Here is a 23,290-nt window from a genome sequence, read left to right as displayed (position 1 = left end):
CTATGCGCGGAAGAACGTGCCCAGCAATATCTTGAGGTCCAGGCCGGTCGAGGCGGCCTTGACGTAGGCCGCATCGGTTTCCGCGCAAAGTCTTGGATCGGACATGTCGATGCCCTTGACCTGCGCCAGCCCTGTGATGCCTGGAAGTGCTGCCAGCACGGCCAGTTCCTTGCGCCGTTCGATCAGCTCCGCCTGCGTCGGCAGGCATGGACGAGGGCCGACAAGGCTCATCTCACCCTTCAGCACGTTCCAGAGCTGCGGCAGTTCGTCGATCTTGGTTGCGCGCAGAACCTTGCCGACCGCGGTGACCGAACGGGCCGGCGCCTCGTGGGTGGGCAAGGAAGGGGTTTCCCGATACATGGTGCGCAGCTTGTGACAGGCGAAGAGGGCTCCTCCCCGGCCGACGCGGATCTGCGAGAAAATGGCTGGGCCCGCCGACGTCGCCCGGATAGCCAGCATCGCGGCAAGCAGGACGGGTGACGCCAGCGCCAGCATCGGAACGGCGACCGCCAGGTCGAGCGCGCGCTTTGCCGTCATGGCTCAGATCCGGCGCCAGAGGAAAGCGACATAGAGCCCGACCGTGCCCATGAATGTCTGCCGGTAGACACCGCTTTTGCCGAGCAGGCCGAAGCGCCTGAAGATATTGCCCTTGCGCGCCCTGATGAACAGGCGAAGGCAAAGCGCTGCATCGCGCGCGATGAGGTCGCGGTTGACCGCTAGGCCGCGCAGATTGGTGTCCGTCCAGGTGGCGAACTGGCCCTTGAACAGACGGCCCAGCCTTGAAAACCTCGCTTTCCATGAAACGTTGGCGCCGACGAGGTTTGCCGCGTGCTGGCGGTATCTGACCAGCGGCCGCGGCTCGTAGCGGACTTTGCCGCCGGCGGCGGTGACGATGAGATAGGCCCACCAGTCGTGGCTGACGAATTCGGTTCTGGCTGACGCTTTTGCCAGAAGGTCGCGCGCCTTGCGGTTGAAGAGCATGGTGTTGCCGCCGGCGATGCTTTGCACCAGCGCGTTGCGGAAGGACGGCGGGCGGCGAAAGAGCGGCGAGTAGCCGGCCGGAGCACCGGCCTCAGAAATAGTCGCTGTGCGCGAGCAGAACAGGAGCGGCGTTTCCATGTCCTCTCCCTCCATCCAGCGGATGGCGGCCTCCAGCCGATCCGGCTCCCAGACATCGTCCTGGTCGCAAAAGGCGTAGCAGTCGGCATCGATGCGCGGATCGAGGATCATGGAGCGGAAATTGGCGGCGAAGCCCCTTCGCGGGCCCTGCAAAAGTGTCAGCGACCCCTTGGTCCAGCGCGATCGCCACGCCTCGACGATCGCGGCCGTGGCGTCCGACGAGCCGTCGTCGGAAACCCAGAGATCGACGAGCGGCCAGGATTGCGTAGCCAAGGATTCCAATTGTTCGCCGATATAGGCCGCGCCATCCTTCGTGCCCATGAGAACGGCCACGCGCTGATCTTTTCTGGTCACGGCTTTGGAATCACTTGCCCGCGAGGTGCTTGAAAGGTTTTCAATAGCTAATTGCGGGCCCGCGGCAAAGTTTTAACCGACCTGCCCGGCCGCTTTCGGCACCGCCTCTTCGCGCACGCCGCCCATGTCTTCTTCCGCCCGATAGAGCCCGGCCAGGATGGCAAGTGCCGCGGTCTTGTCTCGAGCTTGCATCGCGGCCGCCAGCGCCGGCAGGGCCGCCTCAATCCTCGGCCATTCGACGACGCCGGTCCTGAGGCCGAAGATCTTGGCGGTGTCGAGCTTGACCACCTCCTCGTTCTCGGCGTGCAGCGTCTCGTGCAGCTTCTCGCCTGGCCTGATGCCGGTGAAGCGGATCGGAATATCGGTGTAGGGGCTTTTGCCGGCCATGCGGATCATGGTTTCGGCGACTTCGAGGATCGGCACCGGCTTGCCCATGTCGAGCATGTAGATGGCGTAGTCGTCCTTGCCCTGGCGCTGCTCGGCATCGGCGGCCGACATGATGACGAGATCGACGGCCTCGGCCATGGTCATGAAATAGCGGGTCATGCGCCGGTCGGTGATGGTGACCGGCCCGCCGGCCTCGATCTGCGCCTGGAAGACGGTCGCCACCGAGCCGTTGGAGCCGAAGACGTTGCCGAAGCGCACGGCGATGAATTTCGTGCCCGAATGACGCAGATCGGCGGGGCCGGCATGGCCGTTCGCCGCGCCGGCACGCGGCGGCGGCGAGGCCGCCTGGGCCTCATGCAGCGAGGACACGATCTGTTCGGCCGCACGCTTGGTGACGCCCAGCACCGAGGTCGGGTCGACGGCCTTGTCGCTGGAAATCAACAGGAACTGCGGCACGCCGCATTCGGCGGCGATCTCGGCGCAGGCGAGCGTGCCGAAGACATTGGTCTCGATCGCCGCTTCCCAGTTCTCCTCGAGCAGCGGCACATGCTTCAGCGCCGCAGCATGAAAGATGATGGCGGGTTTGAACTCGCTGACGAGGCGCGTCATGTGAGGCCGGTCGGTGACGTCGACGATGCGGCTGGTCAGCCGGTCGCGGTCGGCGTCGTCGGTCTGCTGATCGAGCTGGAAAATGCCGAATTCGGAATTGTCGGCCACCAGCACCGCCTCGGCGCCCAGCTCCAGCGCGCGCTTGACGAGCACGCGGCCGATGGAGCCGGCGCCGCCGGTGACCATCACGCGCTTGCCGCCAACGAAGGTGCCGATGCGCGTGGTATCGGTGGCGACCGCCGAACGGCGCATGATGGTTTCCATCTCGACGGCATCGAGAACCAGCTTGCCGCCCTGGCCCAGTTCCGACAGGCCGGCAAACTGGACGACGGCGATGCCGCTGTGGCGGGCGACGCGCACCAGCTCGGCATAGTCTTCGATCTCGCGCTCGACCCCCTGGCCGAAGATCAGAAGGTCGAGGCTTTGCGTGCCTTTGACATAGTCTTCCAGCACCTCGACCAGGCGCGGTCGCAGCGCCACGACCGGAACGCCCTGGATCCGCGTGCCGAGCGGCGCGGCGCTCTCGGTGGCCATTATGCCGGCGATGGCGTATTCGGCGGGCTGCGCCGTGCGGGTGAAGCGCACGATCAGATCCGCTTCGCCCAGCCGGCCGATGAACAGCGCCTGCTTGGTCGAGGCATCGCCGGCGGCGCGGCGCAGGATGCGCCAGCTCGCGCCGTCGCGCAGGAAGCGATAATAGAGCCTGGGCGCCGAAATGATGGTGAAGGAGACCAGGAAGAAGACGATGAACTGGCGCTCGTTGAGGCCGGCGACCGGCTGGAAGAAGAAGCGGAAGGTAAGCGAGGCCAGATAGAGCACCACCGTCAGGCTGCCGCAGCCCTTGAGGATGTTGAAGAAGTCGGGCGTGGAGGCAAAGCGCCAGACGGTGTTATAGAGACCGCTGGATCGGAACAGCAGATGGGCGATGAGCACGATGAGCGCCCAGCAGGCCAGCCCGCCGACGGAGAACGCGTCGAAGGAAAGCCGCGACTGCGACAGGATGAGACTAAGCGCCACCGCGACCAGGACCATGACGAGATCCTGGACCATGATGATGGCGCGCCGCATCCTCGGTCGGAGTTCCGATACGGCTTCTACGTATGCGGTCATTGGGCAGTACTGACTCCAGGCGCGGTGATACTATCAGAACGGCCGCGGACAAAACACATCGCCCACCGCCACTTCAGATTGCAATCCCCAACCCCGTCACCCGGTTACCGCCTTAGCGCGGAGAGGGCGGGAGGGCTAGAGGTTTTTTGGGCGATATTCGATTGTGCGGATGATTTGACTTGAAGCCGCAATAACTCAGGCTGGATTGCCAGTCGTTCAGAGAAACTGTCAGATACCCAACAGGGAAAGCTAATAAATGTCACGATGTGACGATCCGGCTTCCATCTTTGGCTTCAGCGAGCTCGGCGAGCGGCCGAGTGGAGTCGCTGACGGCGGTGACGATCAGGTCTGCGGAAGCGGTTTGGCCAGCCCCTAGGCTCGCAGCGTCCCACAAAATGACGACAGCCTGTCGCGACCGAGCCGGGATCTCAATAGTTGGGCACGCGGTTCCGGCTTTCCGCTGTCTCCGCGATGCAAGTATTCTTAACTGAGTCATGTCAGAATCATCTGAATTTCCGGATGTTTGCGGGGCGAATACGCCGGAACGAAGAAGACACGCTGTCGAGTTGTCGATGACGAAGCCGAATGCCGTTCCGATGAATGATCTCAAGCGTCTGTACCAGCGCTATGAGGTTGAAATCGCGCGCGAAGTAGCAAGCACGCTGCGGTCCGGATGGTGGCTCAATGGCGCGGCAGGGAAGCGATTCGCGGCGAACTTTGCGACGTTTGCAGGAGCCTCGGATTGCATCCTCGTCGCAAACGGAACGGACGCCCTTGAACTAGCCTTACGCTCCATCGTCGGGCTCGGCGATGCGCATGGACGCGAGGTGATCGTGGCGGCGAATGCCGGGGGATATGCCAGTTGCGCGTGCTGGCACAACGACCTCATTCCAAACTACGTCGACATCGAACCAGCCAGCCAACTTGCAAGCGTCCAGTCGGTGCTGGAAGCGGTGAGTACCGACACGGCAGCGATTGTCGTTACCCATCTTTACGGCGGCGTGGTCGATGTTCCCGCTATCCGGGCAGGACTTGTCAATGCCGGCATGTCGCACATACCGGTCATTGAGGATTGCGCCCAGGCACATGGTGCTCGCATCAGGGGTGAAACGGCTGGATCGCTTGGAGACATCGCCACTTTCAGCTTCTATCCGACCAAAAATCTCGGCGCGATGGGTGACGGCGGCGCAGTCCTCACCTCCAACCCAAGACTGGCGGACCGCGTTCGTCAGCTTCATCAATATGGCTGGAGTTCCAAATACCATGTGGCCCTGCCGGGAGGGCGCAACTCTCGCATGGACGATGTCCAGGCCGCGATTTTGGATGTGCTGCTTCCGGACTTGAACAGCCGCAACGAACAACGCCGTAGCATCCTTGGCCGATTTAAGGCCGCCACCGGACGCCGGCTCAAATTCCTTGACGGCGGCAACGGCGCCGTCGCACACCTCGCGGTTCTGCTGTGTGACGACCGGGACGCATTCCGCACTTTCATGAAGGAGCGCGGGGTCGATACCGATGTCCACTATCCCGTGCTCGATTGCGATCAGGTTGGTTGGGCTGCCCTGCCCATGAAAGGGACCGAAAATCTCGCAATCTCCAGGGCAAGCATCAGTCGTCTCTGTTCCGTCCCGTGCTACCCGGACATGACGAATGATGAGGTCGAGCAAGTGTGCGGGGCCTTGGGCGAATGGGAGGCAATGTGACTGCGCGCTCTCTTGTTTTTCCCATTTACCGCAATGAGCCGAACATTCCTTCCCTGTTGCAGGCCGTCGCCAAATTCGACGCCATGTATGAGGGCGACATCGAGTTTGTCTTCGTCATCGACGGGTCGCCCGACCAGTCGGGCGGCCTGCTGGTCAGAGCTTTGAAGGACGCCAGCTACAGGTACAAGATCATCTTCCACAGCCGGAATTTTGGCTCCTTCACGGCCATTCGGACGGGGCTTGAGCACGCATCCGGCAAACATGTGGCCGCGATGGCGGCCGACCTGCAGGAGCCGCCCGAGCTCATTGTCGAATTCTTTTCGATGCTGGAAAAGGATACGGCCGACGTCGTTTTTGGCCGCAGAACCGGCCGCGACGATCCCCTTCTGACACGTTTCCTGTCCCGGGCCTTCTGGAGCGTCTACCGCAGGCTGATCTTGCCCAGCATGCCGAGCGGCGGGGTCGATATATTTGCCTGCAACCGCCAGGCGCTCGATGCGATCCTGTCAATCGAGGAGCCAAACAGCTCGCTTGTGGTTCAGCTGTTCTGGGTCGGGTTCAGGCGGGAGTTCGTGCCCTACCGGCGGCGCGAGCGGGAGCATGGGAAGAGTGCCTGGGGCATTGGGCGCCGGCTCAGATATATGATGGATTCGATCTTCTCGTTTTCCGATTTTCCGATCGTTTTCATACTCTGGGTAGGCATTGCGGGCTGCGTGCTCAGCCTTGTGTTTGCCGTGATCACCGTCGTCGCCCGCTTGCTGGGCAAGATCGATCCGGCCGGATACACGACCCTAGTGCTGCTGATCGTGGGCTTTGGATCAGCGATCCTCGCGGTGCAAGGCATCCTTGGCTGTTATCTTTGGCGGGCGGTTGAAAATACCAAATCGCGCCCGTTGCGGATAATAAGCCGCATTGTTGACGGGACGTCCGCATGAACGACAAACCATTTTTTGTTCATGACCGCGGGATCTGCGAAAGCATGCGCGTCGGCAATGGCACGCGCATATGGGCGTTTGCCCATGTCCTCCCAGGCGCCGTGATCGGCGCGAACTGCAACATCTGCGATCATGTCTTCATCGAAAATGACGTGAGCGTCGGCGATGACGTCACGATAAAAAGCGGCGTTCAGCTATGGGACGGCGTCCGGCTGGGCAATCGCGTGTTCGTCGGCCCGAATGCGACCTTCACCAACGACCGCTTCCCGCGTTCGAAGCACTATCCGGAGCAGTTTCTCCAGACGATTGTCGAGGACGGCGCGTCGATCGGTGCCAACGCAACGATCCTGCCGGGCATAACGATTGGCCGCCAGGCGATGATCGGCGCCGGCGCCGTGGTGACCAAGAACGTGCCGGCAAACGCCGTGGTGGTTGGAAATCCGGCCGTCATCGTCGGCTATCAGACCGGCCCGCAGGTCGAGCCTGTGATGACGCAAGCGGCCCCCGGCGCCGCGGGCGACAGAATGGCGCTGGGCGTCGGCGGATGTGAACTCTGGCGGCTGCCGCATTTCAGCGACCTTCGCGGCGAGCTGGCCCCGCTCGAGTTCGGACACAACCTGCCGTTCAAGCCCTTGCGCTCGTTTCTCGTCTACGGCGTCCGTTCCGACAAGGTCAGGGGCGAGCATGCGCACCGCCAGTGCCAGCAATTCCTGATTGCCACCCATGGCCGCCTGTCGGTGGTCGTCGATGACGGTCACGACAGAAAGGAAGTGTCGCTGGCAGACCCTTCGGTCGGGCTCTATCTGCCGCCCGGGGTGTGGGGCATCCAGTACAAGTTCCAGCCGGACACGGTCTTGCTCGTCATGGCCTCGCATCCATATGACGCAAGCGATTATATCAGGGACTATTCGGATTTCCTCGCGACGGTCGGGCCGGATGGCCGCTGACCGGATAGGCTCGGACGCGCTTCGTTTTCTTGCGGCGGGAGGACTGAACACCGCGCTGACGAGTGCCGTCTACTTTGCCGGCCTGACGATCCTGTCGTCGGGCATTTCCTACACGATTGCCTGGCTGGCAGGCCTCGCATTCGTGATGGTGTTCTATCCGGATCGTGTCTTTCCCGGCGGGCGCACCGGCTTGACGGACCGGCTGGCGGTCGGCGGCTCGGTCTCCGCGGTGTTTGTGGCAGGCTTGGTAAGCCTTCATCTTCTCGAGCGAGCGCTGCAAAGCCGAGCGGCGGCATTCTTTGCAACGCTTGTCGTCACGACGATGCTCAATTTCCTGGTTTCTCGATGGATACTGCGCAGACGATACTGACACGCCCCTCCTCGATCCGGGCGGCGGTCTCGGTGGCCATGATGCCGGCGTATTCGGCAGGCTGGGCCGTGCGGGAGAAGCGCACGATCATGGCGCGCCGCATCCTCGGTCGGAGTTCGCAGAGGGACATGCTATCAGAACGGCGCCGGACAAAACATCGTCCGCCGCCACTCTGGATTGCAAATCCTCAACCCTGTCGCCCGACTACCGCCTTTAATGTTCACGTCAAAGTGAAGACTGCTGCGTCCATCGGTTACCTACTAAGGGGCCACCGCCCTGATGTCTCCCAGATTACTGTCTAGATGCATGCTGTTGCGAATTGCCGACCCGACTCTTGAATCAGAGGAAGTTATCAGTGAGCCGAGACTGGGAAAACTGGGATGTTGGTGAAATCGCAAATGAGATTCATTCAATCTGGCAGAAGTCCCCAATTGAAAACGCTCATCGCCAAGAGCTTGTGGATATAGTATTGGGTCACGTCCCTGCTACAGCACCGTCGATTTTGGAAGTCGGTTGCGGGTCAGGTCTTATCTATCAAAAACTGATAGGACGTCTACCTACTGGCTCCAGATATATGGGCGTCGACTCGTCTTTAAAAATGTTGAATATAGCGAGAAAAAGTTTTCCCAAAGGCGAATTTCATTTCGGGGACGGCTACGGCCTTCTATTCGAAGATCGGGAATTCGACGTAGTTCTGTGCTTTGAGGTGCTCGGGCATATTCCCGAAATAGAACAGTTCGTGGCGGAATTGCTTCGCGTTTCACGCAAAACGTGCATCTTTACCACTTGGCCGAGCGAGAGTCAGGAGGTAGTGGAAAATTACGAAACGATTGGCAACGTTCAGTTTCTGCACCGACGGTATTCAGACGCCTTTGTTCGGAAAACAGTCAACTGTAGGAAGTTGGAGAGCCAAGGCAACATTGAATCCGTCAAGCTCCGCTCGGGAGGGCAAGTCTATATTGTAACGCGCACGCCATGACGCCTGGTGTGCGCGATGCACTCTACTGTCCGTAATTTATGAGCCGATTGAAGTGCCGTGCCCTTGTGCTACTCGAACTTGGCAAAAGGGAAACGTTTTGGCGTGCCGTACAGCGCCGTTGGCCGCACTACTTCATAGATGGTGACAGGTACGTCTGCTTCCCGCACGAACACTCGAAGCCGCCAGCCCGCCTGAAGATCGGTGACAGAGGTATTCAGGGAAAACTTCACTGGAAGATCCGCTTCAAGGCCCGAGAGAGAGCGTGTCGTAGAGCCAAGGATCTTGTCTTTGTTTGACACGATTTCTATGCCTATGAACCCGACTGCCGTCGGGGCAAGCGGCACGACGCCAAGATAGACTGTCGCGAGGGAGGGAAGCGCGAATTGCACCGTGTACTCCCTGTAGGATAGCTCCGATAGACTCTCGCTCAGCCGCAGCTCATCACGTCGGGCCCGGCCAAAGTGCCGACGGCTGAACAGCTCAAGCGGAGAAAACACGGAGGAAATGGTATCCCACACTTCGCTCGACCGCCAGGTGACGGCTCTCGCAAGTCTGAGTGGGCGAGAGAAATGCTGAGCCTCCACCTCCGAATGGAGCCTAGCAATTGTGGAAGCCACGGTGGGTTCAAATCTTTCGTGGAGCATGTCTGGTCGGACTCCCGAGGCGTCGGTGATTACGCCGATGGACGTGGGCGCCCATCTTTTGAAGGCACTGGCATAGAGGTCCATCAGTTCCGCACGGACGTAGCTCGAGCGCCCAAGAATAGATATCGTCCGGTAGGCGGCGCGCAACATCTCCGCCCGCCGTACAGTTGAATACCCAATAAGCTCCTTGACGGACTGCGCCAACTCTTCAGGTGACGTATTCTTAGCTATCAGGCCGCTATAGCGATGCTTGATCAATTCGGATACACCACCAACATTAGCCGATACAACAGCCAAACCAGACGCCATAGCCTGCAGCATCGTCTGCGGCATGGATTCGTCTAGCGCGGAGATAAGCAACAAGTCGCAGCTCGCGTAGAAGCGTTCCGGATCAGAAACGAAACCATGAAAAATTACATGATCTTCCAGACCTTGCTCCACCACATAATCGCGGCATACTTTAGCGTAGTCAGGGCGGAGGTCATCGTAACCGAGCACATGAACTGTAACGTCGTGCCCCACCTTCTGCAGCAGGAGAGCCGCCTTGATGGCAGCGAGTTGATTCTTGCGAGGCTGGAGCGTTCCTGAGACGACTATCTGCACCGGACTTTGCATAGCGAAGTTCCGAGCCTCACGAGCCTCGAAAAGCGAGAAAAAGACGCTATCAACTGGACAGACAATGCGCCGCACGGGAACCCCAGACGCTTTCTTCCATTGCTCTCCATGCGTTGACGAAGAACAATGAATCGCATGGGCGAAAGCCCGCGTGTTAGCACCCTCATAATATTGGTGGACACTGGCAACAACCGGAACGCCCAGTACCGATCCGAGTGCCGTCATGGTTGGCTGCCATGTAGCGAAATGAACAAGTCCAACATTCGAATCGCCCAGTCGTTCCCCAACGCGTTGGGCAACCTCTATATCGGTCGCATGTAGCGACCGTGCCTTGAATTCGTCGGCGCTGTTCGCTCCATGAGGCCAGTCCTCCTCCAACAGAGGTGCATCCTTCACTGCTTCGCGCCAGCGACGAGCAAACTCCGGTCCGAACTTGTCGTCCCGCCGGACCAAACCAACAACCCGGAAGCCAAACGACGCCACAAGCGCCGCATGTCGTAGCAAATGAAGCGTCGCACCTCCCAGTGCCGCTTCGTGAAACGCGTATAGAACTGCCTTGTTCTTCAAACGCTTGTGAAGTCCTGTCGCAGCGAGCGCGCCATACAGGTCGTAATACTGCACCTCCGCAGTATAGGCACCTTCGACAAATGCCCGCGCCCGCTCCAAGATTTCATCGCGCTGCTCCGCCTTGAGTGTGAGCAAACCTTCAATCGCGTCTGCCCAATCCTCAGGTCGATTACGCACTTTGACACAAACCGTGTCAGGCAGGCCGCTATAGGGTGGCACGTCACTCATCACACTAATTGCACCGGCGGCGACCGACTCCAGCAATTTGATAGGGCTTTTGCTCTGATCTGCGCGTGTCTCACCCTCGAGTGGCGTGAGCGAGAGATCGAAATACGTGCTGCTCAACTCATCCAGATATCTCTCGTAAGAATGGGTGAAAGGCCTGAAATGAACATCGCACTTCAGTGCCGGAAAATCACCCGGATCAACTCCCCAGAAATGAAATTCAACATTGTCTCGGTATTTAGACGCAATACGTTGAAGCCCTGGCCATATCTTCGATATAACTGGCGCGCGAAATTTATTGCTAAATATCGCAATCCTAAGCTTTCCATTCCGTTTGTATAAACGTGGCTCTATGTAGCGACGCTGTATACTGGTATTTAGTCTAATTGCATGCGGGTTATAAGTTTTGACGTCGTCGAGAATTTGATCGCTATATCCAATAACGGCATCAGAAGCAGTCACCTGAGCCACTATGCTGCGATATGCTGGCGTGCCAGGCGCGATAGAGGAATGTTCTGACCCCACTTCATGGAAGCGAAGCATATTGTCATCCATAAGGTAGGCGCAGGAGATCCCTCTTCCCTCGGTGCCCGTCACTAACTTTTCTGCCGATCCTACAGTGCGGTATAGAATGGCTACGTCGGTATCCGAGGTGTCAAAGGAAGGGACATCTCGCTCCCTAACGAAGGTACTTGAAAAACCCTTCTGCCCCTCAAGACGCTCGAAATTGCGGATAGTTACATCGACCGATGTGCTGTAGTCCGGCTTCGACACCAGGATGCGCCTGTGCTGCATTGCTCCTGATGCAGCAACTGCCATTTCTGTAGGAGTACAATAATCATTGAACTTCGATATGAAAGGCAATGCCTCCTCTCTATAATATTCCCTTATCTCTTTATCCGAGAACCTATTTCGCCAACCCTCCGCTGAAACCAGATCGTAATTAGCAATATTGTCAGGTCTTAGCTTTCTATCCCGATCAACTTGGAGGTACTTTGAAGTGCGGGTAAAATCTGCTCGTATATCTCGACCGAGCGAGTTCTTCATGTTAGCGTGAACAATTGAGCACGTCGTATCTATCCATTGGAACGGGGCACTTCGTCCGAAGCGCAGCCAAAGATCGTAATCCGAATATCGCCTTGCCACCACGTGAGGATCGTACATGCCGTGCCTCTCGAAAAGAGCGGCATGGTGAATCACTGAGTTGTTAGCGATGTAATTGCCCTGTAGGAGAAGGGCGTAATTGAACTCCTGTCCCAGCACGCGCTGAAAGGCCTCGCCCTCTTCGGTCGAGCGATAAGCATCGCAACTTCCATAGACGACGCTTGGTACGGACTGGCGCTCGAGCCACCCCATGCGAACCTTCAAGCTGTCTTCCGTCCAAAGATCATCATCAAACTGATAAGCGATGTACTTCCCACGGCCGCGAAGCGCAGCCTGATTCACTCGTAGAGCCGGAAGGCCACTATTATGTTTATAAGAGTGGATGACGACCCGATTGTCGGCAGAATGGTATTCATTCAGCACATCAGCGGTTCCATCGCGCGAACCATCATCCACGACGATGAGCTCTAAGTCACCATAACTCTGTGAAAGGACGCTCTCAATCGACAGCTTCAGAAGCCCATCTGCGCGCGCAAATGTGGGAAGGATAACCGTCACCCTGGGTTCTGATCCTCCCTTCTCTATGCGCCTAATGGAAAGATCGTGGCCACAGTCACCAAACTTCATGCTACCCTCGTAATTCTATGTTTATCAAGTATAAATATCAAAATCAAACATAACTATCCCTGAACCGACTCATACTTTTCTATCACTTCATCAGTCTTTCCGTCCATGACGACCCTTCCTTTTTCGAGCCATACCGTCCGAGCACAAAAACTTCTCAATAAATCAAAATTATGTGAAGAAAAAACTAATATTTTACCTTGTTCCATAAACTCGAACATTCTTCGCTTTGCTTTATTTGCAAAACGAATGTCGCCAGCTCCCATGACTTCGTCAATCAAAAGTATTTCTGGATTTATACTTGTAGATACAGCAAATGCAAGGCGGATGAACATGCCCGCGGAATACGTACGGACGGGATATGACAAGAATTCTCCAAGCTCGGTAAAATCCTCGATTTCAGGCAGCTTTGCCTCTACCTCTTCGGGCGTCATGCCGAGCAGCAATCCTCGGATGCGTATGTTATCTCGACCGGTTTGGTGCATTTCGAAACCGGTTGCAAACTCAAACATGGGGCAGACATGGCCCTCCGTTTCGGCGATACCGCTGGTCGGCGTGTAGATACCTGCTATAACCTTCAACAGAGTGCTCTTGCCCGCCCCGTTAAGTCCGATAAGCCCCACCCTCTCCCCCTGTTCGATAGCGAGAGTGACGTCCTTGAGTGCCTCAACACTGTAGGTGCTGGGGATTGCGCCTCCGCTCCGCTTTCTGGCTAGCCATCCAATCAAGCCGTCGGTGTTCATATCGCCGGTGAAACGCACACCGACGTTCTGTAATCGTATGAAGTTCCGCGTCAAAGGAGAAACACCACCTTCTTGTCCAACCGCCCCGCCACGTACCAGGCAACGCAATACACCACCACAATATAGATCGACACAAAGCCATAACTCGAGAGCGGCGCCAATTCGCCAGTCAGTATTGGATACCGAACGACTTCAATCAAATGATAGATCGGATTGATGAGATAAACAAATTCTAGCCCATGAGTCTTTAGAACACTCGCCGGAACGACGATCGGAGTTAAGTAGAATACTATCTGCAACACACCCGCTAATGCATGCGGCAAATCGCGAAAGGCGGTTCCTAGGTAGGAAAAGACAGTAGTTTGGCCTAGTAGCGCAACATATAGCAAAACAAGACCTGGGGCAGCCAAAATCCACCCGGAAATTTGAACGGTTCCTATAAAAATTTGCACAACAGCCACAGCCAATAGACCCATTGCGAAATTCGTACTGGCGCTTACGACTGCCCGTAAGATATATATCTGCTTTGGGTATGAAAACTGCTTAATATAACCTTCGGCGCTCACAAAGACCGATCCAGCATCGATTACGGACGCGGAAATCACCCCCCAAGTGACGAAACCGAGCATCAGATAGGGTAGAAACGCCTTCAGATCTTGCCCGAACATGACGCCATAGACGAAACCAATAGCCCCAACATACATGCCGAGGTTGAGAAGAATCCACAACGGACCGATGAACGAACGACGGTAGCGACGCTTGATGTCTTGCATACCGATGAAGAACCAGACGCGATGCAGCAGCAACGAGCGAATAACATCCCGGAGTAGCCTGCTCTTGTCTGCACTGGAATAGCTATGCTTCATGAACCGCACCGGTTTGCCCAAGATCGTTTCGCTTCCAATCATGACGCCGTTTCGGGCAATTCCAAGGTTTGAGAGTGGAGCATATCTGGATCAGCCGACACGATGTCACCATGAGTGACCACAATCCCTCGGCGCTATACCGCCCTCGGCAGATGACGCACCCGGATCGGCTAGACATCAAGAAATGAGCCATCAAGCAATTACCAATAATTTTTTGGCTATCCTTCTAGCTACCAAATAAATTCCACCTTCAATATAAGAAATATGTATGTAAATTGCGTATCTTTGCAATTTTCTTAAAGTCTTTCTCCATCCAAATCCGCCACGCCCAAGTTGTTTTGTAAATTTTTGCCTCGACATATCTATGCTTTGAAATAACCTAGCCCACTCAAGTGCCACTTTTTGCAAATTATATATCTCATCTACGTGATTAAACGCCGAATTACCAATATTTTTCCGGGTTCCTGGTGAGCTAATTAGATTTTCGATCGCATTTAGCCACAGCTCTTTGGTGTTTTCGATCAGTAATCCCGTTTCATTGTCTATAACTACATTTCTATAGGGGGGAATATTTGAGTATATACCTGCTATGCGGCACGCGCCATATTCCCGATACTTGTTGTCGGTTTTGCCGCGGTTCGCCTCGTGGTCAAGCAAAGGCGCCAAGCCAATTGCCCAGTTCCTCGAAGCTTGGAACCTGATATAGGTGGCGTAGTCACCGGTATGTGGAAAAAAACGTACCCTCGTCCCCGCTGCGATCCCTCTCGGAAGAACACCGGCAAACTCGAAAATCGTTTTCGGGAATCTTTCCAGAACCGGTTCTATAAGCGGCGCGATCAGATCCAGATCGTCGATACGTGAGGGACTTCCCGCAAATCCGATCCGGATTTCCTCGCTAGCGGATTGAGCCACCCCCTCAATAAGCGAGAAATCAAAAAAAGCCGGCAGGATTGCCACGCGGGTATTAAATCTGGAAACGAATGTTGCTAGTTCAGGAGAATTGACGATCACCGTTTCAGCATGGGAGACCGCGAATTGTAGGGCCTTTCTAATGAGTGGGTGCCGATAATACACGGCAAGCGGGCTTTCCCCTCTGATCCGCCAGAAGTTGTCATCAATGTAGTATATGTACGACCTGTTTGCATCGACAAGCAATTGTGCCCACGAAAGAACCAGAGGATCACCGCACCGCACAAACATGGGGATGGTATTTGGAGTAACGTCGTCGATCCGAAGTTCATTTAGAAATTTCACTTCGTAGTCAACACCATGCAATCCACAAGCTCGCATGATTTGCTCTACCAAATATGTGGTAGCAATCTTTGCTTCTATAACCATTAGAATGCTAGCCATGTCGGCCTCGCAAAGCTGTTCGATATGGCGACCACAGCATCCGCTCAACGGTGCGCCCAAGGATCATGAGGCTCTATCTCGGCCAAGGGCCATGCGAATTAAGCCGTCCTGTCGGCTCTCTTCAACGAATCCCTGGCGTGTGTAGACACGAATAGCCCTGGCATTTTCCTCCATCACTTCCAGAAAGAGGTAGGAGAGGTTCAGAAACCCGGTGCTGAAACGGATGATCTCGGCGCACGATCGGCCAATGTAGCTTTTTCCCGCCATTTCAGGCGCAACAAGAAACCGCCCTATTTCGGCGCTTCCGTTAGTGATGCCGTAAACACCGCATTGGCCGACCGGCTCCCCATTCGCTTCCACCAAGAAGAAAAAATCGTCTTCCTTTTGAAGGTAGCTTCTGTACCAAGCAAGGTGCGCATCGAACGCAATCTTGTCGGAGTTTTTGAACCAAACCCGTGCCTCGTCGCGATTGCGCCAAGCGAGGATGGTCTCGAGATCTCTTTCCTCCATAAGCCTCAAGACGATGGTTCCATCTCCAAAGGGAGCGACGTGCTGCTTCATTGTGCGTAGACGTGCTGCTTCATTGTGCGTATTTGAGAACCAAGTCCGAAACCAGATCCACGTCCGCCTTGCGCATCCGAAGGTGTAGAGGCAAGGAGATGATTTCTTGGCTTGCGATTGCCGCATTCGGGCATGTGCCCGCCGCGAAAGCGTACATCTGGTAATCGGTGTTGTCGCGATAATGGACGCCGGGATAAACGCCGTGCTCGTTCAACGCCAGCATCAGCATGTCACGATTCTTCACGCGTATTTGCAAGAGATGCTGCGCAGATTCACACTCCTTGGCGGTGGGCACAACGGTTACCCTGTTGTGTCCATCAAAATGCTGCCGATACCAGGCGGCCAGCTGCCGCCGGAAGGAATTGTCGATATCGAGATATTTTAACTGGACGATGGCCATGGCTGCCATGATCGAGTTGCCGTGGAACTTGTAGCCGACCTCCTCGACGTCATACATCCATTTGTAAGCCCCCTGGGCGGCAGTGCGGGCATAAGTGTCCTTGTTGATGCCCAGCCAAGTGAGCTTGCGGACCCGTTCGTCGTCTTCGGCCTCCTTGAAGCAAATCATGCCGGAGTCGGCTGTGGGGAGATTTTTGACAGCTTGGAAGCTGAATACCGAGACGTCCGCCTCACCGCCAACGTGCTTGCCGTCAACGCGGGTGCCCGCCATGTGAGCCGCATCGAGCACAACTTTGATGCCGTTCGCACGGCATATTTCCAGGATTTTCTGATACCTGCCCACGTTCCCGCCCATCCCGACGAAAATGACGGCTTTTGTTCGATCGGTGATGAGCTTAGCGACGCTTTCAGGGTCCAGGCAAAGATATTCGTCAACGTCGGCGAACACCGGCTTGAGGCCAGCGTAGAGAATGGCGTGGTTTGTCGAAACGAATGTCAATGGCGTTGTTATGACTTCGTCTTCGTTGGTCCATCCATATTTCGATTTAAAAATCTGGAAAGCGAGATGAAGTCCAACCGTATTAGAATTGAGAAAATGAGCGTGTGGAATGCCGGTGTAATCCTTCCACGCCGTTTCAAATTCCGTTGTCTTGAAGCCTAGTCCTGTCCAGCCTTTTTCGAGACACTCACGGATCTCCGATAGACACTCTTCAATGCGGAAACTTGGTACAAATAGCTGAACAGTCATAGTTCCTCCAGCGTTGCCTACTGGTTCAGTTGTGTGTTTGCCAGCCTCGCCTCTCTGAGCACAAGACGAGACACGATTTCTACAGTGGACCGGCGCCACTGTGGCGCGGTCCATCCGAACGCCGAGGCGAATTTCTCTGTTGAGAGCCGTGAATTAACAGGACGCCTAGCCTTGGCTGGATAATCTGCCATAGCAATATCGCGTATCTGCGCATAAGGACCACCAAACTCCCGGCTGCTGTCCAGGATGTGACGGGCAAAGCCGCTCCAGTTGGCATCACCGGTTCCTACCAGATGATAGACGCCGAATCTGGAAAGGTTCCCGTCGTCACGCAGGCTTGCCGCCGCCAGCAGAATCGCCTCGGCGATGTCGAATGCCGACGTCGGATTGCCCCACTGGTCGGCGACGACCGCGATCTTGTCCCGCTCCGTGGCCAGCCGCAGCATCGTCTTGACGAAATTCCTGCCGAAGGGGCTGTAGGCCCAGGCCGTGCGCAGGATGAGGTGGCGCGGGTTGGCCGCGGCGACCGCCTCTTCGCCGGCGAGCTTGGAGGCGCCGTAGACGCCGAGCGGCGCGGTCGGGTCGGTCTCGACATAGGCGCCGTGCTTGGCGCCGTCGAAGACATAGTCGGTCGACAGATGGATGACGGGGACGCCGAGCCTTGCGGCGGCTTGCGCCACCTTGCCGGCGCCGGTTGCGTTCACGGCGAAGGCCAGGTCCTTCTCGTCCTCGGCCTGGTCGACGGCGGTGTAGGCGGCGGCGGACACGACGATGTCGGGCCTTGCCGCTTCAAGGGCCGCGAGCACCGTGTCGGGTCGCGCAAGGTCGAGCGCCGGCCGGCCGACGGCGACGACCTCGACATCGTCGCGGCCCCGCGCCGCCTCGACCAGGCTTGCGGCAACCTGGCCTTCGCGTCCGGTGACGGCAAGCCTCACGTCGTTACCTTCCTGCTCTCAGCCGCGTTCCCGACCGGGCCGCCTTCGGTCTTTGCAGCGCCGATCGGGGCGTTGCCGATCAAGGCGTTCTCGGCTGGGGCGTTCTCGACTGGGCGCGCCGTAGCCCGGCCCAGCCGCGCGCCGTCGTAGCGCTGCTCGCGGATCGGCTCCCACCACCATTTGTTGTCGAGATACCAGTCGACGGTCCTCGCCAGGCCGCTGTCGAAATTCTCCTTGGGCGTCCAGCCTAGCTCGCGCGCGATCTTGGAGGCGTCGATCGCATAGCGCCGGTCATGGCCGGGGCGGTCGGTGACGAAGGTGATCAGCTCGCGATGGCGCTTGCCGCCGGCGCGCGGCCGCCTGAGGTCGAGCAGGTCGCAGATCGCCTCGACGACGCCGAGATTGGTGCGCTCGGAATTGCCGCCGACATTGTAGCTCTCGCCCGGCCGCCCCCTGGTCGCCACCAGCTCCAGGGCGCGCGCGTGGTCCTCGACGAACAGCCAGTCGCGCACATTGGCACCGGCGCCGTAGACGGGCAGCGGCTTCTCGTCGAGCGCGTTGAGGATGACCAGAGGGATCAGCTTTTCCGGGAAATGGTAGGGGCCGTAATTGTTCGAGCAGTTGGAAAGCACCACCGGCAGGCCGTAGGTCTCGTGCCAGGCCCGCACCAGATGGTCGGAGGCTGCCTTGGAGGCCGAATAGGGCGAGGACGGCGCATAGGGCGTTTCCTCCACGAACATGCCGCCGTCGAAAGGCAGGTCGCCGAACACCTCGTCGGTCGAGACGTGGTGGAAGCGGAAGCCCGCCTTGCGCTCCTCGGACAGGCCGCGCCAATATTCCAGCGCCGCGTTCAGGATGCGGTAGGTGCCGACGATGTTGGTCTCGATGAAGGCGCCCGGACCGTCGATCGAGCGGTCGACATGGCTCTCGGCGGCGAGGTTCATGACGATGTCGATATCGTCGCGGCGCAGGATCTCCAGCACCGCGCGCTCGTCGCAGATATCGGCCTGCTCGAAGCGGTAATTATGCGCGTTCTCGATCGGCCGCAGCGAAGCGAGGTTGCCGGCATAGGTGAGCTTGTCGAGATTGGTGACGCGGTAGGCCGGATTGGCGCATAGATGCCGGCACACGGCCGAGCCGATGAAGCCGGCGCCGCCGGTGACCAGGAAATTCATGCCGCCGTCCCTCCTCACGCGAACACCTCCGCCGCGCCGAGCAGCGGCGCGTTGCGGTCCTTGTCCGAAAGCTGGAAGCCGCCCGCGATCTCCGGCCATGCGATGCCGATCGCCGGGTCGTCGAAGCGGATCGAGCGGTCGTGCCCGGGCGAGTAGGTGTCGGTCACCTTATAGAGCACCTCGGTATGCGGCACGAGCGTGACGAAACCATGCGCGAAGCCTTTCGGCACCAGGACCTGGTTGCCCTTGTCGGCCGATATCTCCAGCGCTTCCCATTTGCCGAAAGTGGGCGAAGAACGGCGGATGTCGACCGCGACGTCGAGCACGCTGCCGCGGATGACGCGCAGCAGCTTGGCTTGCGCGCGCGGCGGCAGTTGGTAATGCAGGCCGCGCAGCACGCCGGCCGCGGCGGAATAGGAATGATTGTCCTGCACGAAAACGAGATCGATGCCGGCTTCGGCAAAGTGCTCGGCATTCCAGGTCTCGCTGAAAAAGCCGCGCGCATCGCCATGCCGCTTCGGCACGATCTCCAGCACGCCGTCGAGGCCGAGCCGCCTGACCTCAAGCACCGCGTTCCTCCATCAGATCGGTGACCCGCCGGCGCAGATAGGCGGCATATTCGTTCTTGCCGAGCCGCGCGGCGCGATCCAGCACCTTGTCGGCGCTGATCCAGTGCTGTTCCAGCGCAATCTCCTCCGGACACGCGATCTTGATGCCCTGGCGATGCTCGATCGTGCGCACGAAAGACGATGCCTCGAGCAGGCTGTCATGCGTGCCGGTGTCCAGCCAGGCATAGCCGCGGCCGAGGCGGTGGACATGCAACTCGCCACGCTCGAGATAGACATTGTTGACCGCGGTGATCTCGAGCTCGCCGCGCGCCGAAGGGCGGATCGTCGAGGCGATATCGACTACCTTGTTGTCGTAGAAATAAAGACCGGTGACGGCCCAGTTTGACTTCGGCTTTTGCGGCTTCTCCTCGATCGTCAGAGCCTTGCCGGTGGCCTTGTCGAAGGAGACCACGCCATAGCGCTCGGGATCGTCGACATAATAGGCGAAGACCGATGCGCCGCCGTCGCGCGTCGCCGCCTCGCGGCAGAGCTGCGACAGGCCACCGCCGAAATAGATGTTGTCGCCGAGAATCATCGACACGCTGTCCTTGCCGATGAAGTCGCGGCCGATGATGAAGGCCTCGGCGAGGCCGTTGGGCTGCGCCTGCACGGCATAGGACAATTCCAGCCCGAATTCGGAACCGTCGCCCAGCAGCGCCTGGAAGACCGGCAAGTCGCGCGGAGTTGAAATGACCAGAATCTGGCGAATTCCCGCGAGCATCAGCACGCTCAGCGGGTAATAGATCATCGGCTTGTCGTAGATCGGCAGTATTTGCTTAGAAACCGCTAATGTTAGCGGATAAAGACGTGTTCCGCTGCCACCCGCAAGGATAATTCCTTTCAACAAGCTCTCCTTGAACTACCGCGGCCCCCGCCTCGACGCCAAGTTGCCCGTGCTTAGTTTTCGGGCGCTGGCTTGTCAATGTCGGCTTTGACTGCTTCCCGACGTTACTTCATCGCTTTCTATCATCTGGTATAAGGCGGTTTCGAGCGAAATCCGACTGCGCCATGAAAAAGGGCCGGCGGGCGCTTGTCGCCCGCCGGCCCTTTTCTCGTCGATTGTTCTCAGCCGCGCTTGAGCAATGTCCACACGGCCGGCACCAGGCTGGCGGCCAAAGCCACCTTGATCAGGTCGCCGACGATGAAGGGCAGGACGCCGAACTGCCAGGACTTTTCCGGCCCGATCAGCGTGGCCAGCCAGGCAAAGCCCATGGCCATCATGACGACCTCGGCCGTCAGCATGGCGCCGAACAGCTTGAAGGGATCGCGGTCCCAGCCGCGGTCGGCGGCCCATCCGGCGATCGCCGCCATGACCACGAAGCCGGCGAGATAGCCGCCCGTCGAGCCCAGCATATAGACAATGCCGATGCCCTTTTCCGGCGTGCCCTGGAAGACCGGCAGACCAAAAGCGCCCTCGGCGAGGTAGAGAAGGAGCGTCGCGACGGCAAGGCGCAGGCCGAAGGCAGAGGCGATCAGCAGCACGGCCAGCGTCTGCAGCGAGATGTCGACCGGGCCGAGCACCACTTTGGTCTTGGCCGAAAGCGTCAGCAGCAGGATTCCGGCGAGCGCCAGGAAGAGCTGGGTCGCCAGCCGGGCAACACCCCGATCCGGCAGGGTGAGAGAAACAAGCGGGCGCATCGTGGTTGCAGTTGCCATGGTCTTCCCCATTCTGGCTGATTTGCCGGGTGGCTGATTAGCTGGCTCTTAAAGCGCATCGCGCAGAAACGCATTCAGGCGACGCGCTTTAAAAATTGTCTTTATGCATGTCGTTCTCCCAAAAACCGCTGCGCAGTTTTGGGCGACATCCATTGATTTTCCTATATTGGCTTCCGTATCGGACGGCAATCATTTTGCCGCATCGCAACGGAGCCCGCAGGCATGGCCCTTGAATTCGACACCAGCTTCGATCCCGCCTACGGCCGGGCGGTTCCGGTTGCGCCGGATGTGCTGCGCATCACCGCAAGAAATCCGGGTCCTTTCACCTTCCACGGCACCAACAGCTATCTCGTCGGCAGCGACACGCTGGCGGTGATCGATCCGGGGCCGGAAGACGACGCCCATCTCGAAACACTGCTCAAGGCGATCGGCGGCCGACCGGTCAGCCACATCTTCGTCAGCCACACCCATCGCGACCATTCGCCTTTGGCGGCGCGACTGAAGGAGCGCACCGGCGCGGCAACGCTTGCCGAAGGCCCGCATCGGCCGGCGCGCCCCTTGCGCATCGGCGAGGTCAATCCGCTCGACGCCAGCGCCGATCTCGCCTTCGTTCCCGATGTCGTGCTGGCCGACAATGCGCTGACTGAGGGCAACGGCTGGGCCATCCGAACCGTGCTGACGCCCGGCCACACCGCCAACCACGCCGTGTTTGCCCTCGAGGGAACCGGAACGCTGTTTTCAGCCGACCATGTCATGGCCTGGTCGACCTCGATCGTCGCGCCGCCGGACGGCGCCATGGCCGACTATATGAGCTCCCTCGACAAGCTTTTGGCACGCGACGATCGCTTGCTGTTACCTGGCCACGGCGGACCTGTGGCCACGCCCCAAAGCTTCATGCGCGGCCTGAAGACGCATCGCAAGATGCGCGAAAGGGCGATCCTGGAGCGCATCCGCGCCGGAGACCGGACGATCGCGGAAATGGTCGCGGCGATCTATCGCGACACCGACCCGCGGCTATACGGCGCCGCCGGTCTTTCGGTGCTTGCCCATCTCGAGGATCTGGTTGCACGCGGCCTCGTGGCCACAGAAGGCGATCCGGCGATCGACGGCGTTTTCAGCCCCGCCGCGTGATCACTCAGCCGGCGCCGCGCCGACCTGCCCGGCGACTTGCTGGTCCAGCTCGCCAAGGAAATCGGTGATGCGGGCGGCGTTGTCGCCGAGGTCGTAGCGGCCGTAGCGCGAGGCCGAGCGCATGTCGACGATGACCTGCTCGCCGTCGTCCGTGATGCGGATGGCGACGTCGGCCGGCAATCCGAGCACAAAGCCCCTGGCCAGCGCGTTGATCGTCGCCTCACTCTGCCCGTTGATGTCGGGATAAGGCGCCGTCAACTGCCAGTCGCGGCGGTCGAGCACGGTTTCGACAGCGTCGACGACGGTTTCGAAAGGCAGGTTGTAGCTGCGCCCGCTGACCAGCGGATAGGCCTCGGCCTGCAGGGCCTGCTCGCCCGGGGTCGGCGGCGACAGCTCGTTCATGTCGGCGGTGCGGTCGCTGGTGTCCAACGCGGGCGGATCGTCGAGATCGGTCGAGATGTCGCGCAGCGGCGGATAGATCGTCGCCCAGTAGACGGCGATGCCGTAGGGTGCCAGCACCAGCAGCGCCAGCAGCGCGCCGATGGAGAGATCGCGGCCGCCGCGATCGCCGAAGCTCCAGACCCTGGCCAGGCCGAGACCGGCCAGCAACAGGGCAAGCGCAGCCAGCAGCGCCACGAGCGCCAGCACCCACAGGAAAGGCGGCGTCTCGACGAGACCCAGCCTGTAAGCGGCAACGGCGGTGAGCAAAAGGACGAGAGAGAATGCCCCGATCCGCCGCGACCAGCCGGCCGCCCTTGACGTCTGCCGTTCAGGAATTGTAGCCATTGTCTCCCGCATTACCCCAGTCCGAACCGAGACTTAG

21 protein-coding genes are annotated in these 23,290 nt (G+C 58.6%); 6 read left to right on the top strand and 15 right to left on the bottom strand.

From position 1 onward, the window contains the following. From LB523_RS24280 to LB523_RS24270, 3 genes are all read right to left on the bottom strand, one after another. Positions 1–537: a sugar transferase gene (locus LB523_RS24280; RefSeq protein ID WP_224607710.1), complete on the bottom strand. Its 537-nt coding sequence runs from the start codon at positions 535–537 to the stop codon at positions 1–3. A 3-nt stretch (positions 538–540) separates the two neighbouring features. Continuing rightward, complete coding sequence (locus LB523_RS24275) at positions 541–1,452, bottom strand: glycosyltransferase family 2 protein (protein WP_318011863.1); 912 nt, start codon at positions 1,450–1,452, stop codon at positions 541–543. Between the two features lie 93 nt (positions 1,453–1,545). Continuing rightward, positions 1,546–3,579: a UDP-N-acetylglucosamine 4,6-dehydratase gene (locus tag LB523_RS24270; RefSeq protein WP_224607707.1), complete on the bottom strand. Its 2,034-nt coding sequence runs from the start codon at positions 3,577–3,579 to the stop codon at positions 1,546–1,548. A 572-nt stretch (positions 3,580–4,151) separates the two neighbouring features. Here LB523_RS24270 and LB523_RS24265 point away from each other — a divergent pair. The 5 genes from LB523_RS24265 to LB523_RS24245 all read left to right on the top strand — a co-directional run bounded on the left by LB523_RS24265 (position 4,152) and on the right by LB523_RS24245 (position 8,513). Beyond that, a complete protein-coding gene (locus LB523_RS24265; RefSeq protein ID WP_224607703.1) occupies positions 4,152–5,282 on the top strand; it encodes a DegT/DnrJ/EryC1/StrS family aminotransferase in 1,131 nt (376 codons plus the stop codon). Then, positions 5,249–6,217, top strand: a complete 969-nt coding sequence (locus LB523_RS24260) for a glycosyltransferase family 2 protein (protein WP_224607700.1) — start codon at positions 5,249–5,251, stop codon at positions 6,215–6,217. The genes LB523_RS24265 and LB523_RS24260 overlap by 34 nt, the downstream gene beginning before the upstream one ends. Before the next feature lie 44 nt (positions 6,218–6,261). Continuing rightward, on the top strand, positions 6,262–7,164 hold the full coding sequence (locus tag LB523_RS24255) for a WxcM-like domain-containing protein (RefSeq protein ID WP_224607697.1): 903 nt from the start codon (positions 6,262–6,264) through the stop codon (positions 7,162–7,164). Beyond that, a complete protein-coding gene (locus tag LB523_RS24250) occupies positions 7,154–7,534 on the top strand; it encodes a GtrA family protein (RefSeq protein ID WP_224607694.1) in 381 nt (126 codons plus the stop codon). The genes LB523_RS24255 and LB523_RS24250 overlap by 11 nt, the downstream gene beginning before the upstream one ends. A gap of 355 nt (positions 7,535–7,889) precedes the next feature. Continuing rightward, positions 7,890–8,513 carry a class I SAM-dependent methyltransferase gene (locus LB523_RS24245; protein ID WP_224607691.1) on the top strand — a complete coding sequence of 208 codons (624 nt, stop codon included), beginning with the start codon at positions 7,890–7,892 and terminating at the stop codon, positions 8,511–8,513. Between the two features lie 68 nt (positions 8,514–8,581). Here LB523_RS24245 and LB523_RS24240 read toward each other — a convergent pair whose 3' ends face one another. From LB523_RS24240 to LB523_RS24190, 11 genes are all read right to left on the bottom strand, one after another. After that, positions 8,582–12,295 carry a glycosyltransferase gene (locus LB523_RS24240; RefSeq protein WP_224607688.1) on the bottom strand — a complete coding sequence of 1,238 codons (3,714 nt, stop codon included), beginning with the start codon at positions 12,293–12,295 and terminating at the stop codon, positions 8,582–8,584. 53 nt (positions 12,296–12,348) lie between these two features. Continuing rightward, on the bottom strand, positions 12,349–13,053 hold the full coding sequence (locus tag LB523_RS24235; protein ID WP_224604970.1) for an ABC transporter ATP-binding protein: 705 nt from the start codon (positions 13,051–13,053) through the stop codon (positions 12,349–12,351). Positions 13,054–13,085: 32 nt separating this feature from the next. Then, complete coding sequence (locus LB523_RS24230) at positions 13,086–13,901, bottom strand: ABC transporter permease (protein WP_224607685.1); 816 nt, start codon at positions 13,899–13,901, stop codon at positions 13,086–13,088. Between the two features lie 192 nt (positions 13,902–14,093). Continuing rightward, positions 14,094–15,254: a glycosyltransferase family 1 protein gene (locus tag LB523_RS24225; RefSeq protein WP_224607682.1), complete on the bottom strand. Its 1,161-nt coding sequence runs from the start codon at positions 15,252–15,254 to the stop codon at positions 14,094–14,096. A gap of 63 nt (positions 15,255–15,317) precedes the next feature. Beyond that, the gene (locus tag LB523_RS24220; RefSeq protein WP_224607679.1) at positions 15,318–15,815 is read right to left on the bottom strand and encodes a GNAT family N-acetyltransferase; all 498 of its coding nucleotides are present in this window, start codon (positions 15,813–15,815) and stop codon (positions 15,318–15,320) included. A 19-nt stretch (positions 15,816–15,834) separates the two neighbouring features. Then, positions 15,835–16,962, bottom strand: coding sequence for a DegT/DnrJ/EryC1/StrS family aminotransferase (locus LB523_RS24215; RefSeq protein ID WP_224607676.1), 1,128 nt, complete (start codon positions 16,960–16,962; stop codon positions 15,835–15,837). Between the two features lie 17 nt (positions 16,963–16,979). Further along, positions 16,980–17,897 (bottom strand): dTDP-4-dehydrorhamnose reductase, encoded by a 918-nt coding sequence (gene rfbD, locus LB523_RS24210; protein ID WP_224607673.1) that lies wholly within the window; start codon positions 17,895–17,897, stop codon positions 16,980–16,982. Then, entirely contained in the window at positions 17,894–19,072 is a 1,179-nt protein-coding gene (gene rfbB, locus LB523_RS24205) for a dTDP-glucose 4,6-dehydratase (protein ID WP_224607719.1), read from the bottom strand. The genes rfbD and rfbB overlap by 4 nt, the downstream gene beginning before the upstream one ends. Before the next feature lie 14 nt (positions 19,073–19,086). Further along, entirely contained in the window at positions 19,087–19,641 is a 555-nt protein-coding gene (gene rfbC / locus LB523_RS24200) for a dTDP-4-dehydrorhamnose 3,5-epimerase (RefSeq protein WP_224607670.1), read from the bottom strand. Further along, on the bottom strand, positions 19,634–20,524 hold the full coding sequence (rfbA, locus tag LB523_RS24195) for a glucose-1-phosphate thymidylyltransferase RfbA (RefSeq protein WP_224607667.1): 891 nt from the start codon (positions 20,522–20,524) through the stop codon (positions 19,634–19,636). Before rfbA ends, rfbC begins: the two co-directional genes overlap by 8 nt. Positions 20,525–20,745: 221 nt before the next feature. Next, positions 20,746–21,336 (bottom strand): biotin transporter BioY, encoded by a 591-nt coding sequence (locus LB523_RS24190; protein ID WP_224607663.1) that lies wholly within the window; start codon positions 21,334–21,336, stop codon positions 20,746–20,748. A 222-nt stretch (positions 21,337–21,558) separates the two neighbouring features. Between LB523_RS24190 and LB523_RS24185 the strand changes: the two genes are divergently transcribed. After that, the gene (locus tag LB523_RS24185) at positions 21,559–22,467 is read left to right on the top strand and encodes an MBL fold metallo-hydrolase (protein ID WP_224607661.1); all 909 of its coding nucleotides are present in this window, start codon (positions 21,559–21,561) and stop codon (positions 22,465–22,467) included. Here LB523_RS24185 and LB523_RS24180 read toward each other — a convergent pair whose 3' ends face one another. Next, on the bottom strand, positions 22,468–23,253 hold the full coding sequence (locus tag LB523_RS24180) for a DUF1499 domain-containing protein (RefSeq protein ID WP_224607658.1): 786 nt from the start codon (positions 23,251–23,253) through the stop codon (positions 22,468–22,470). Between the last annotated feature and the right edge of the window lie 37 nt (positions 23,254–23,290).

It is taken from the genome of Mesorhizobium sp. ESP-6-4, from assembly GCF_020164735.1.
GTDB lineage: Bacteria > Pseudomonadota > Alphaproteobacteria > Rhizobiales > Rhizobiaceae > Mesorhizobium.
This window is presented reverse-complemented; position numbering and strand designations above follow the sequence as displayed.